The 14,011-nt window shown below is 54.5% G+C and carries 9 protein-coding genes and 1 riboswitch; of the genes, 1 reads left to right on the top strand and 8 read right to left on the bottom strand.

Going from position 1 to position 14,011, the window contains the following annotated elements; all coding sequences use genetic code 11:
- Nucleotide 1: 1 nt before the first annotated feature.
- Nucleotides 2-706, top strand: a complete 705-nt coding sequence (locus MKX63_RS17665; RefSeq protein ID WP_341018920.1) for an AIM24 family protein — start codon at nucleotides 2-4, stop codon at nucleotides 704-706.
- A gap of 63 nt (nucleotides 707-769) precedes the next feature.
- On the opposite strand, the gene MKX63_RS17660 is transcribed toward MKX63_RS17665, so the two are convergent.
- The 8 genes from MKX63_RS17660 to MKX63_RS17625 form a co-directional block, all read right to left on the bottom strand.
- The gene (locus tag MKX63_RS17660; protein ID WP_341018919.1) at nucleotides 770-1,228 is read right to left on the bottom strand and encodes a Dps family protein; all 459 of its coding nucleotides are present in this window, start codon (nucleotides 1,226-1,228) and stop codon (nucleotides 770-772) included.
- A 248-nt stretch (nucleotides 1,229-1,476) separates the two neighbouring features.
- On the bottom strand, nucleotides 1,477-2,955 hold the full coding sequence (locus MKX63_RS17655) for a potassium/proton antiporter (protein ID WP_341018918.1): 1,479 nt from the start codon (nucleotides 2,953-2,955) through the stop codon (nucleotides 1,477-1,479).
- Between the two features lie 130 nt (nucleotides 2,956-3,085).
- Complete coding sequence (locus MKX63_RS17650) at nucleotides 3,086-5,770, bottom strand: discoidin domain-containing protein (RefSeq protein ID WP_445321805.1); 2,685 nt, start codon at nucleotides 5,768-5,770, stop codon at nucleotides 3,086-3,088.
- A gap of 76 nt (nucleotides 5,771-5,846) precedes the next feature.
- Nucleotides 5,847-7,367: a glycosyl hydrolase gene (locus MKX63_RS17645; RefSeq protein WP_341018917.1), complete on the bottom strand. Its 1,521-nt coding sequence runs from the start codon at nucleotides 7,365-7,367 to the stop codon at nucleotides 5,847-5,849.
- A gap of 194 nt (nucleotides 7,368-7,561) precedes the next feature.
- Nucleotides 7,562-9,964 (bottom strand): PA14 domain-containing protein, encoded by a 2,403-nt coding sequence (locus tag MKX63_RS17640; protein WP_341018916.1) that lies wholly within the window; start codon nucleotides 9,962-9,964, stop codon nucleotides 7,562-7,564.
- 14 nt (nucleotides 9,965-9,978) lie between these two features.
- A riboswitch (cyclic di-GMP riboswitch) is annotated at nucleotides 9,979-10,059 on the bottom strand.
- Between the two features lie 138 nt (nucleotides 10,060-10,197).
- On the bottom strand, nucleotides 10,198-11,571 hold the full coding sequence (locus MKX63_RS17635; RefSeq protein ID WP_341018915.1) for a sugar phosphate nucleotidyltransferase: 1,374 nt from the start codon (nucleotides 11,569-11,571) through the stop codon (nucleotides 10,198-10,200).
- A 660-nt stretch (nucleotides 11,572-12,231) separates the two neighbouring features.
- Nucleotides 12,232-12,621: a hypothetical protein gene (locus MKX63_RS17630; protein WP_341018913.1), complete on the bottom strand. Its 390-nt coding sequence runs from the start codon at nucleotides 12,619-12,621 to the stop codon at nucleotides 12,232-12,234.
- 49 nt (nucleotides 12,622-12,670) lie between these two features.
- Nucleotides 12,671-14,011, bottom strand: coding sequence for a UDP-glucose dehydrogenase family protein (locus MKX63_RS17625; RefSeq protein WP_341018912.1), 1,341 nt, complete (start codon nucleotides 14,009-14,011; stop codon nucleotides 12,671-12,673).

The following is a 14,011-nucleotide window of genomic DNA, read 5'->3' as shown; positions in this document are numbered from 1 at the left end:
CATGAATATTGACATTCAGGATGAAGGCGACAGCGGCAGCGGACAGGCGGTTGCTTTTACCATTCAGGAGAACGAAGAAGTCCATGTGCTGCACCCGCAGCAGATTATTGCTTACCAGGGCCCTTCGGCAGGACGGGCCGACCGGTTCATGGATGTGAAGGGCATGTACCGCAAACGCAAGCTGATCCGGGCGGATCTGACCGGCCCTTGCCGGTTCACAGCCGCGCTGCCGCCGGGCTACCGGGTCAAGACCATCCGGCTCGACAGCAAAAGCGATCTGCTCTACGACTTCAGGCATCTCTTCTTCTACAGCAAGGGAGTCACGATGCAGACAAGAGTCCTGAGCATGAAGAATATGCTGATTACCCGGGATATCGTCAAGGTCAAATTCTCCGGCCGCGGCAGCATAGGCATTCTCACGGAGGGTACGGTCTGCGAAGCAGAGCTGCATCCCTTCGATCCGCTGTATGTCGATGCCGGGAGCATTATCGCTTATCCCGAGAATGCCAAGCTTGAGCTGACGGTCTACGGCAATCATCTCGCCAGCCAGCATATGAGCTATCACTGGAAAATGACAGGCCACGGGCCTGTGCTGTTCCAGGCCGGACGCCAGAGCAGACGCTTCGAGCGCGACAATAATGAAGACGGCATTATCAAGCGCTTCCTGCGGGAGGCCCTGCCCTTCGGCGGTGTATTTATTAAGTAAGCAAAGAGCGCCCGCGTTACACCTGCGGGCGCTCTTCTATATCAGCGTGAAACCTATACGTTCTTATATTTCCAGGTAAGCGTTCAGCATCCAGGCTGTCTTCTCTACGCTTGTCCGGATTCCGATCAGCAGATCGGCGGTAGGCTGGTCGCTGACCTCCTCTGCGCTAGTAATGCCCTGCTTCAGCTCTTCCGCTACGGCAGCGAAATCTTGAACCAGCTGTGCCACCATTTCCTTCGCGCTCTCACCGCCGGCAGCTTCCTCCAGGCTGGAGAGCTTCAGGTACTCTGCCATAGTAGATGCAGGACGTCCGCCGATGGCGAGCAGCCGCTCAGCCAGCTCATCCACATAACCCGCAGCTTCGTTGTACAGCTCTTCGAATTTCTCATGCAGTGTGAAGAATTGGGGTCCGCTGACATACCAGTGGTAATGATGCAGCTTCACTCCCAGCAACGTCCAGTTCGCGGTCTGACGGTTCAGGACAGCATGCAGTGCAGTGTGGCTGTTAACTTGTGTACTCATTCAAAAAACCTCCCGGAGTGTGTGTTTTACAACGTATTGTATTTAGACTCGTTCTAAATCTATATACAATTTAACATACTTTTTGCCGTATTGCAATCGAATATCCTGCATCCTTGATGTATTGCACATTCTAGCATTCCTCCGGGAGCCTATCCTATAATTTGAATCACAATTGACGCAAATGCACATGGATTGACATAAATCACTTGAACCGGAAGAGAAGCTTACATCCTTCCGTAGGATCTCCCTTACACCGTGGGGATATCCGTCTCTGCCGCCCGTCCCAGGCCGCTGCGGAAGATGGCGCGCATCTCCTCCCGCTTGCTCTTGGGGCTAAGCACATATACCGTATCCCCAGGCTCAATCACCGTGCTGCCATGCGGCGTCACGATGGTCTTGTTCCGTATAATGGCCGTGAACAGAATATCGTCCGGCAGGCCGATCTCTGCAATCTGCCTGCCGCATATCGCCATCTGCCGGTCGATTCCGATATGATTGAATTCAGAATCGGTCTTCCCGAATGCGACCAGCTCCATTAATGAAGGCTGGGATGCATGCTCCCGGCCCACCAGCCTCAGCCGCGAGGCCAGGGGCGAAATGGTTGTTCCCTGAATCACAGCCGAGGTCAGGACCACGAAGAATACGACATTGAAGAACAGCCTGCCATGCGGCAGCCCCGCGAGCAGCGGGTAGGTCGCCAGGACAATCGGGACGGCTCCCCGGAGCCCGGCCCAGGAGATCAGTAGCTTTTCACGGAAGGAGAACCTCGACACAAGCAGGCTGAGGAATACGCCAAGCGGTCTTGCCAGGGCCATCAGGATGACGGACAGCAGCAGCCCCTGCCAGGCCACAGCCGCCAGCTCCTGCGGGAAGACCAGCATCCCGAGCAGAATGAACATGGCAATCTGCATCATCCAGGCAAAGCCATGGTTGAAGTTCATAATGGTGCGGTGGTACATCAGCTCGGAATTCCCCAGCACCAGCCCCATGACATAGACGGCAAGCAGCCCGCTGCTGTGTACCATGGCCGAGACCCCGTAAGTCAGAACTGCGAAGCCGACCGCCATGACCGGATACAGCCCGGTGGAGTCCAGATTAATCCGGTTAATCAGATAAACTGCCAGCTTGCCGATGATGATCCCGGCCAGCAGCCCTACCCCCATCTCCCAGAAGAATGACAGCACCAGACGCAAGACTGCGGTATCCGGGTGCTGTAGCCATTCAATCAGCGACACGGTAAGGAATACGGCCATTGGATCATTGCTGCCGGATTCGGCTTCAAGGGTGGAGGTTAGCCGTTTATCGATATTTTTGCCGCCCAGTACGGAGAATACCGCCGCCGCATCTGTGGAGCCGACAATGGCCCCGAACAGGAAGCTCTCCGCCCAGGGTACACCGAGTACAAATTTGGCAAAAATACCAACGATCACGGTAGTCAGCAGTACTCCGAGTGTAGCCAGCGACAATGCCGGCTTCAGAATCGGGCGAATATCCTTCATGCTCGTCTGCATGCCGCCCTCAAACAGAATCACCACCAGGGCAAAAATGCCGGCAATCTGTGTGAGCGAAGCATTGTTGAAATAAATAAAATGGCTGAGCACCATGCCGGCTGCAATAAACAGGACCAGAGCAGGCATGCCAAAACGGGTGGAGAATTTGGTGGAGAGCACGGCGATCAGCAGTAAAGCCGCCAGCAGCAGAATGATTTGATCTGCAAGATGAGTCATGAACCGGTTCACACCTTCCCCGGAGCCGGGTATCCGCCTTAGCCCCATGTATTTTATAGTAATGTTTATGATTCCAGGACAGAAAAAAACCCCGGTGGGCTGAGTTCCACGGAGGTTATTATGCCGTCGTTCATTCTCTTGAATACACCTGCAGCTCCTGAATGGACCAATAGTTGCCGCCGGAGCCTGTCTGGGTAATCTTAATATGCCGGGTCTTGACCGGGGCAAACGTAATCTTGGTCTTCGCCAGCCCGCCTTTGCCCGCTGCAACCTGTCTCCAGCTCTTGGCATCATCCGATACCTGCACAATGTAGCCGCGCGGATAGTCATAGGGTGATAAAGGATAATCCATATCTATAGCTTCTACCGTATGTTCTGCGCCCAGATCAATCTGGAAGTACTCCCCCGAAGCCTGATGCTTGACCGTATCCCAGCGGGTCCGCCGGTCTCCGTCAATGGCACCTCCCGGATTGGATGCCTCCTTACTCACACTGGACGTCACCTTCCAGCCTGCCCGGTCCAGCGGGACAAGTCCGGTTGCTGTAATCTGTGTCTTCTCTGACATCACGCCAGAGCCGGACACCCGTACAGCATAAGTATAAAGTGTGCCTTCCTTCAGCTTGCTGTCGTTATACTCCGTTCCCTTCACCGCTGTAGCGATGACCTTCAGCTTCTCGTCCGGGCCGTCCGCCCGGAGCACTTCATAGCTTGCTCCGGGGGCTTCCAGCCAGTTCAGATGCATAGATAATCCTTTGACAGCAGTTGCCTTCAGACCCTGCGGCGCCGTATCTGCCACCTCGGAGGAAGGCTCCAGAATGTACTGCACGCCTTCTCCCGGAGCCAGCGTCTCCGTGAATTCCAGCTCCGGCGAAGCGGCTCTGCCGGTTACATAGCTGCGGGCCTCCTCATAAGTATCGCCCTTGCCGAACCGTTCTCCTTCGTACTCCGTTTTTTTCGGCATAGTGATCTTGACCTTAACGGTCCGCTCGGTCTGCTCGAAATTGACGAAGTTCACCAGCACCTTGTTGGATGTCGCCTTGCTGCCCGCGAGCGGCTCAAGCGTGGAGGTGTCCACGGCTCTTACGTAGACCAGCTTATCCTTCAGCTCCTCCTTATTGCTGATCTGATAGGTCAGCGGAGCGCCGTGTGTGGCATAAGCCAGATCCAGCCTGCGCATGATACTGACACGGGATTCTTCGCCTTCCTTGGTGTAGTAGATCTCTGTAGCCGCCGGATCATGATCCTCCAGATTGAAGCCGTATTTGAACAGGCTGAAATTCTTGAAGAAGGCGGCATGCTGCACGAACATCTCGGCATAGCCGATATGTGCCCGCATAATCCGGTCGAACACCGCCGAGGTCCGCTCCTTGGCCCCGTATTGATACGCGTCCACATGAGAGTCCGAGGTGCCGAACTCGGTGGCGAGCATTTTTTTGCTAAGGCCGTCTACCGATCCCCCGAAGGTCTTCAGGTTCTCCGTGAAGCTCCCGCCCTGACCGAAAATATAGGAATCGCCATAAGAATGGCCATTCGTCAGATCCGTTACCGTCTCAAGCTCATCCCGCTGCTTCGGGTCACGTTCCCAGCCGTCCGGGTCCCCGCACTGCTTCACCGGCCCCTTCTGGTTGCCGCACGAATCTTCGCTGTAGCCCGGCCAGTAGGCCCATCCGGGTGCAACCGTCTGCAGATGCGGCGCAATTGTCTTTCCCTTGCTGTTCAGCCACTCTGCTATGGCCAGATTGACCGCTTTGGAACGGTTGAACAGGCCCGGTTCGTTATCCACCTCGTAGTACTGGAAGTACGGACTGTACTTCTGGAAATAATCCGTCAGCTTCTTCTCGGCATCCTCGGGCAGCGTGCCGTCTGCCTTCAGCTTGATATCGCCTGTATGCAGATAGAGCGCTACGGCCTGCATATTGTAATCCTTCAGGACCTTGTAGTACTCATCCATCTTCTCACAGGAACGGCCCACATCACTGGCACAGCTGGTACGCATGATATTACCGCTGTAGGCTACGCCCAGCCACTTCATAATATAGGGCAGATGGGTAACCGCCCCCTCGTCAAAATAAAACTGCTTGTTATTCACCACCGTCCCGGTCAGCGTATAGCTGCCATGGATCGGCTCCTTAACCGGAGACTTGAGCGCCTCCAGACTGAGATTATCCCATGTCCACCAGTTGTACTTATCCTCAGCTTCTGAGGAATAGATTCCCCTGGCCGTCCGCAGCGTCAGCTCGTTGGTGCCGCTGATGAGCTGCTCTTTGGGAATGTACAGCTCATAGGTTTTGCGGAAATCGTATTTGCTGCCGGTTCCGGCAATCCCGGCGATCTGAATGATGCCTGAGAGTTGACCGTTGGAGAATACGCTCATCTGGGGTACAGACTTGTAAGCATCGATAATGCTCACGCGAAATAAGACCCCGTGCTCCGGGATCTTATCCAGCTCATACTGAATCCGCAGCTCCGGGTTGGTCTCCCCGTGCAGGCCGGAGGGCAGTGACTTCAGCTCTCCCGACCTGGCAGTGGTTGAGGCTATGCTGAGCGTCTTTTTCACCCCGCTTGACCCCGCCGCCTTGAACTCATCGGCAGAGCCGTCATGCTTGCCAAGCTGCCATAGAACCGTTCCTTCCGGCATCTCAGGACCGGCATCCTTAGCCGCCGACAATGAAGACAGATCCACATCCTCTTCACCGTCCTTCGTCCCGTAATCTCCGAAGACAGAGACGGACAACAGAATCAAGATGATCAATGCTGCGAATTTTAGTAGCCTGTGGAGATATTTACCGGGTTTCTTTTGAACTCTAGTCCTCATTCCCTTGTCCTCGCTTTCTTCCGGAATTCTATGCTGTACCGGGATAACGTCACGCTTCTTCTGCTGCGGGGCTTCCTTAAGGAAGCGTCAGCGCACTCTGTGGGATAATCATCTGCTTCTGGCTCTGGCTTCTCCACATCAGACTGACGCTGGCATCCCCGCGGTTCTCATAATACTCTACCTTGATGGCGTAAGGGGTATTTACGGAAAGGGTGATGCTGCCCTCCTTGCCCGCGCTGCTCTGATTCTTCCAGTTGTCGATCAGGAGCTTGCCGCCGATCCATACGCGGATGCCGTCATCCGAAGAAGCGGTGAACGTATACTTTTCACTGTAGAGAGGCTTAAGGGTCCCGGTCCAGCGTACCGAGAATGCATCTTTGGGCAGGCCGGAGGCCGGTGAATTGCCATGCCAGTTGAATTGAAGGGTGCTGTCATTACGGGTAAGCAGCGGTGTGCCGGACAGGTCCATATTGCCATAATATTGGCCTCGCAGGCCGTTCCTTGAGCTTACAGCCGCCGCATGGGTTTTGACACCCGCCGCCAGCTTGTAATCCTCCCGCGATACTGTGTATTTATGGTTCATGAAGCTTTGAATTTTCACAGTCGGGTTATTCTCAACCAGCATCTTGCCCCATGTCATCGTATATACCCATTTGCTTTGCTTTTGAGACATGATGACAGGGTCTGGAAGCTCTCCGCTCTCCCCGATGCCGATCGGTTTGCCGTCCGCAAGCTTCAGGAGGCTATCATAATAGGACTGCTTGAAATCATTGTCATAAATATCGGCGGCCAGAATATCCACCTTGGCGGTGCCGGGAAAATAGGCGGCATACGGCTCAGACGACTTGTTCTCGGCATTTGGATTCCACACCCACAGCAGATTGTTCAGCTTATGCTTATTCACCATGCGGTCATAGACCAGGTCCCAGAGCTTCGCGAAGTCATCCTTCTGCCCCCACCAGAACCAGCCGCCGTTCATTTCATGATAGGGCCGCCATAGCACCGGAACTCCGGCATCGCGCAGCTCGCCCAGATACTTGGCCACTTCATCCAGCTCGGCAACTAATGCTTTGTACTGCGGCGTTCCGGGAGTGATATACAGCTTGAATTGACTCTGGGTAATCGGCTTCTGCACATTGGTCCATACCGGCGCGGTTCCCGGCAGATTCTGATGGAAGGTCATGGCGACAATGCCACCACCCTCATGCCACCGTATAGCACTGTCCACGACAGCCTGACGCTGTCTGGCAATGGTCTCCTTGGATTGATTGCCTATAGCTCCCAGCTCATAGCCATGCAGAACCGCATAGCGGCCGCTTGTTGTGCGGAGCTTATTATTGAATTCATCGGGGCTCTCCAGGTAATCATGCTGGCCGGAGATCATCCCCTTGCCGCTAAGATCACTGAGATAGCTTAACAGTGCGGAAGCCTCCTTGGAGGCCGAAGGATTAATGGGCTTTATGGGAGCGGGGGCGGCAGGTGCCGTAACCTTGGCGGCTGCGGGCAGACTGCGCCCTTCCCCCCATGGAAGTAATGAAAGGATAAGGATTAGAGGGAAAATAGTTGTATATAGCCTGTACTTACGGTAAGTGTTCAATGTAATCTCCTTTCTCCAGCCACACTTCTCCGGCAGAACCCTGAGGTTATACCACCCGGATTGTCTGCCTTTCTATAGCTTAGTAGCCCTGCTGGTAAGCAGGGCCATTAAGAGTGTGGCTTACAGGATTTATAATTGTAACGTCTTAACCAGTAACAGCGCCAATGATGAACACAGCTGCGGACCTTATGAGCTTAGGAAGCGGACGGGAGGAACAGCGCGCTTGCCGGAACGGTACCCTTGGCCTGGCTCGGACTCTGCCACATCAGCCGCGCTTTTGCATCCCCTTGATTCTCATAATACTCTACCTGGATATCATACAGCTCGCCTGCGGTCAGGCTGATGCTGCCCATGCGTTCAGTGCCGCTCTGCTTCACCCAGCTGTCAATCACAAGCTCACCGTTCACCCGTACGCGGATACCGTCATCGGAATGGGTATAGAACTGATAAGTCTCCGTGTACAGCGGCTTAATCTTCCCGCTCCAGCGGACAGAGAAGAAGTCTATGCCGATAGCGGCATCCGGCGAGCCCTGGCGCCAGTTGAAATCAAGCACAGCATCGGTACGCACTACAGCGGGTTCGCCCGAAAGCGTCATGTTATTGAAGTATTCCGCGTACAATCCATTAGCAGCAGGGACTTCTACCGGCAGATCCACCGGTGTTGCTGTAGGAGTAGGAACGGGAACAGGAGCCGCTGTCGGCGTTGGCACCGGTGTTGGCGTTGGTGTCGGTGCCGGTAATGGCGTCAGTGTTGGTGCTGGCATTGGTGTCGTTACTGGTGCCGGCGTTGCTGTCTGCGCTGGTGCTGCTGTCGCTGCTGGTACCGTGGTCGGTACTGCGGTTGCAGCCGGAGCAGGTATGGATGTGTTGCCTGCCCTGGAGAAAAGCGCACTTGCAGGTACGGTTCCCTTCACCTGGCTGGGACTCTGCCACATCAGATGAACATTCGCATCGCCTGCATTCTCGTAATACTCTACCTTGATGTCGTACAGTTGCCCGGCAGTCAAGGCTATGCTTCCTGTGCGGGCCGTTCCGCTCTGCTTGACCCAGCTGTCAATGACGGCTGTGCCGTTCACCCACAAGCGGATACCGTCATCCGATGTAGTATAGAACTGATAAGTCTCACTGTAAGCGGGCTTAATCTGGCCGGTCCAGCGGATCGAGAAGTAATCTACTCCAAGTGCGGCATTAGGGGTACCCTGACGCCAATTGAAGCTGATGACATCATCGTTACGGACCATAACCGGTGTCCCCGAGAGCGTCATGTTCTTGAAGTATTCTCCAAGCAAGCCATTCTGGGCAGGCTTACCCTCCGTATCACCGGGAGTTGGGACCGGCTTCGGCGCAACGGTAGGTGTTGCGGTAGGCGTTGCAGTTGGCGTCGGTGTTACGGTTGGTGTTGGTGTCGGCGTTGCAGTTGGCGTCGGTGTTACGGTTGGTGTTGGTGTCGGCGTTGCAGTTGGCGTCGGCGTTGGTGTTGCAGTTGGTGTCGGTGTTACGGTTGGTGTTGGTGTCGGCGTTGCGGTTGGCTTAGGAGCCGCCGCCGGAGCAGACCAGGCCTTATATTGGTCACGGGTCAGTGTGTAGCTGTCATTCATGAAATTCTTGATCGTAGCTGTGCTGTTATTCTCGTAGAGCATCTTGCCCCAGTTCATCATAAACACATAATTCTGCTGGGTCAGCTTCAGCTTCGAGATATTTGGCATTTCACCGTTCTCGCCGATGCCTATCGGCTTGCCGCCAGCCAGGCTGGTCAGATCATCATGGTATTTATTCAAGTAGTCATTATTGTATATATCCGCCGCCAGCACATCCACTCTGTCCGCACCCGGATAAGTCCGTGGATAGGGATCGGAGTTTGCATTCGGCGCATTCGGGTTCCATACCCAGAGCAGATTATTTAACTGATGAACGTTCACGAACCGGTCATACATAATATTCCACAATGCTGCAAAATTATCTTTCTTCCCCCACCAGAACCAGCCGCCGTTCATTTCATGGTAAGGTCTCCAGAGGATCGGAACTTTGGCATCCCGCAGGCTTTTCAGAGAGACAGCTACTTTATCCAGATCGGTGATCAGCGCATTATACTCTGGTGTTCCGGGGGTTACGTATTTGTTAAATTGCGCCTGGGTGATTGACTTCTGCACATTGGACCATTCGTACTTGGTGCCCGGCAGATTCTGGTGGAAGGTCATAGCGACAATGCCGCCTGCTCTGGACCAGTTCGTCGCACTCCAGACGATATTTTTGCGTTGTGCAGCTACTCCGCTCTCACTCTGCCGACCGATTGCTCCAAGCTCATAACCATGCAGTGCTGCGTATTGTCCGCTTGTTCCCTTCAGCTTGTTGCTCAGCTCATCCGGACTCTCGAAATAGTCATGCTGGCCTGTAATGATTCCATTTCCCGAGATTTCATACAGATTGTTCAGCAGCTTGACCGCCTCGGCTGAGGCGTTAGGGTTCACCGGCGCTCCTTCAGAAGGGGCAGCCTTGACGGTGGAAGGGGCGATTCCCAGTCCCACAGGTACAGCAGACCATACCACGGCCAGCGACAGCACAGCGCAGAGCAAACGAGACTTACGGTAAGTTTTCACAATATTCTCTTCCTTTCGGTAGCCAGGCTGCCACTCTTGCGAAGGCCCTATAGCTTTGCGTCCCTGTCTTTCGATCAGGTTTGCCTTTGTCGTTTTGGAAGGATCAATCCCTCTTACCGTAAATTATCGTCTTTATGCAATTTTTTTGTAGAGCAAACGCGAATTTCTCCGAATAAATAGTTCCGAGTACCTGTTTTGATTTTGTAACAATTGGTTAAATAGATAAGTTAGACCTATGAAATGAACTGATGTAGCGCTATATCCTCCCAGTCCAGAGTAATACGGATGTTGTCTTCCTCTACCAGCTCAGACCCGGTCTGCACCTCAATGAATTCCACATCGGTAAGAGCCAGAATGGCATGCTTGGTCCCTTCCGGTATCCGCACCACATCTCCCGCCTTCACCGTATGCATCTTCTCATTGATGACTATGCTGGCTTCCCCGCTGACGAAGGTCCAGATTTCACTGCGTTTGTGATGCAGCTGATAGCTGATATTTTTACCCTCATTGATGAAAATCCGCTTGGTCAGCACCTCGTTGCCCTCGTCATATTTCACATAGTCGATCACCTTGTAGTGGCCCCAGCGGCGTTCCTCGTACATCGGTCTTTGTTCAAAGGTCTTCAGCACTTCCTTGATCCGCGGACTCTCGGTCTTATGTGTCACCAGAATGCCGTCCGGGCTGGCGGCGATAATCAGATCCTTCGCCCCGATCACGGTAATCGGAATATCCAGCTCGTTAATGAGCGAGGTGCCCTCGGAGTCTGCCGTTACGAAGCCCTTGCCGACATGGTTGCTGGTCATTTCCTCGGTCAGGGTGTTCCAGGTACCCAGGTCCTTCCAGAATCCTGCGTACGGCTGCACGACGATGTTCTCCTCTTTCTCCACCACTTCATAATCGAAGCTGATGGAAGACAGCAGCTTATACTGCTTCTGCAGCTCCTCGTAATTCAGCGGCAGCCCTTTGCGCTGCAGAATATCCAGCAGGTAACCCAGGCGGAAGGCGAACACCCCGCAGTTCCAGAGCGCGCCCTGGCTGATCAGCTCCTCGGCCTGCACACGGTCCGGCTTCTCCTGGAAGTGGCTGACCTGCAGATAACCATTCGCTCCCGCATCTGCGCCCGTTGGAATAATGTAGCCGTATTTCTCCGAAGCATGCTCGGGCACTACGCCCATCAGCGCCAGGTTCGCTCCGCTCACCAGCATAGTGTTCTCCAGCTGCAGCACCGTTTCGAAAAAGGAGGATTCCACGTATGGGTCCACCGGCAGAATCGCCACGGTCTCGCTTGGGGATACTCCCGCGATGGAATATAGATAGGCCGCCGTCAGCGCAATGGCCGGGAAGGTATCCCGCCGCTCCGGCTCCACGATGATCGGCACCCCGCTGCCGAGCTGGCTCTGGATCATCTCCACCTGGCTGCGTCCGGTCGCCAGATAAGAGGACCCGGCCATGCCGTTCTCCTCCAGCTGTCTCCATACCCGTTGTACCATTGATTCCGGTTCACCTGCCGGACTTGCCAGTACCTTCAGAAATTGCTTGGAGCGTGAATCATTGGACAACGGCCAGAGCCGCTTGCCTGAGCCGCCTGATAGAAGTACTAGTTTCATAGTGAACCCTCCATATCGTATTGTTATTGGGTATTTCTTATTGCGGTTGTAGGTTAAAACCCCGCCTGTTATGAGGGTCGCTGCAAGGAATTTTGGGCTTACGGCCGCTGCCCAATTTGGATTTCCTGATTAAAACCGCTCCTCGCGGTAGAAATCCAAATACAGCATATGCTTCCGAAGCGAGCTTTCCTGCGGAAAGCTTTTAGGCGGACGCTACGCTCCTACAGCTCCAAAATTCCTCTCCGCTCCATTTCATAACAGGCTTGTGATTTCATAACCGCTTCGCCCGCAGGCGAAGCTCCCGGCTAAAGATCCGGGTATTGCCGGCCTGTTGTAGCGGCAATAGGGCCGGGCTGCCGCTTGTTCCAAGGGCTTGCCGCACAAATTTGCGGCGGCAGAAGCTGGTTAGTTTAAGTACGGGACACAAATGCTGCTCAGTTGCTCCAATTGGCTCGAATCCGAGAAATCAGGGGCATTTGTGCTCCTCATTTCCTCCATTTTGCTCGTATCCGGGAAATCAGGGGCACTTGTGCTCCTCATTTACTCATTTAGCCAACTTTTCCGGGATTCAGGGGCACTTGTGCTCCTCATTTCCACATCCAGCCAACTTTTAGCACCTTCAGAGGGATTTATCCCTCTCATTTCACCGCGTAGCCCACTTTAGGCACATTCAAGGGGATTTATCCCCTTCATTTCGCCGCGCAGCCCACTTTCGGCACATTCAAGGGGATTTATCCCCTTCATTTCACCGCGTAGCCCACTTTCAGCGCATTCAAGGGGACTTATCCCTCTCATTTCATCGCGCAGCCGACGTTCGGCGTATTCAACGGGATTTATCCCTCTCTTTTCGCCGCGCAGCCCACTTTCGGCCCATTCAAGGGGATTTATCCCCTTCATTTCTCCGCGCAGCCCACTTTCGGCCCATTCAAGGGGATTTATCCCCTTCATTTTGCCGCGCGGCCCACTTTCGGCCCATTCAAGGGGATTTATCCCCTTCATTTCGCCGCGCGGCCCACTTTCGGCCCATTCAAGGGGATTTATCCCCTTCATTTCGCCGCGCAGCCTACTTCCGGCGTAACGCCTTCAAGTGGATCGCCAGCTACACCGCGCCAGCCACGCTGGCGGAGAATCCGCTAAGCCCGCCCATCTGCGGGCGGCCGACGGAGATGTACTCAAGGCCGGTGCCCTCGATCTGCTCTTTGGTATAGACGTTGCGGCCGTCGATCAGCACCTGGCGGCGCATGGTTCCCGCAAGGGCGTGCAGGTTGATCTCCTTGAACTGGCTCCAGTCGGTCAGCAGGCAGACGGCATCGCTGCCCTCGGCTGCCTCTTCGGCCAGTCCGCACCAGCGCAGCTGCGGATGATCGTATTCCTTGCGGAAGTTATCCGCAGCGATGGGATCGTACAGCTTCACAATGGCGCCCTCGGCGACCAGCGCCTCGACGATCTCACGGGCCGGAGCCTCGCGGACATCATCGGTATTGGGCTTGAAGGCAAGCCCCCAGATGCCGATAACTGCACCGCGCAGGCTGCCGAGCGATTCATGGAGCTTGGAGATAATCATGAAGCGCTGGCCTTTATTGACTTCAACGACGGACTTGAGCAGCTTGAACTCATAATCCACGTTACCGGCAATCTGAATCAGCGCATTGGTGTCCTTCGGGAAGCAGGAGCCGCCATAACCGATACCGGCTTGCAGGAAGGTCGAACCGATTCTCTGGTCCATCCCCATGCCGCCTGCGACTTCGGTGACATCCGCTCCTACCTTTTCGCAAATGTTGGCAATCTCATTAATGAAGGAAATCTTCGTCGCCAGAAAAGCATTCGAGGCATATTTGATCATCTCGGCGCTGCGGATATCCGTGACGAATACATTCTCTGTGAAGCCCTTATGCAGCTCGCGCATGGTCGGCTCCAGTTCAGGATTGTCGAGTCCGATCACGATCCGGTCGGGATGAAGCGTGTCGCGGATGGCAGAGCCTTCACGGAGGAATTCAGGCGCAGAGACGATATCGAAGGGATGATTCGTGAGGGAGGAGATCAGCTGGCGGATACGCTCATTGGTGCCAACGGGGACAGTCGACTTGGTCATAATAATCTTATAGCCCTCCATCGCCTGCGCAATCTCGGCAGCCGCTCCTTCGATATATCTGAGGTCGGCTTCGCCGCCCGGCAGGGACGGTGTACCCACGGCAAGAATGACGATATCCGAGCGGCGGACCGACTCCTGAAGATCGGACGAGAAGCTCAGCCGGCCCTCGCGCAGATTCATCTCGATCAGGGCCTCAATGCCCGGCTCATAGATGGGAGATTCCATCCGGTTCAGCTTAGTGATTTTCTCCTCATCCTTATCCACACAGATGACATGATTTCCATTTAGGGTAAAGCATACGCCTGATACAAGTCCTACATAGCCGGTACCAATCACTGCGAGTTTCAT

The organism is Paenibacillus sp. FSL R7-0179, from assembly GCF_038002265.1.
Taxonomy (GTDB): Bacteria; Bacillota; Bacilli; order Paenibacillales; family Paenibacillaceae; genus Paenibacillus_AQ.
Note: the sequence above shows the minus strand (reverse complement) of the source record. Positions and strands in the feature narration are given on the sequence as shown.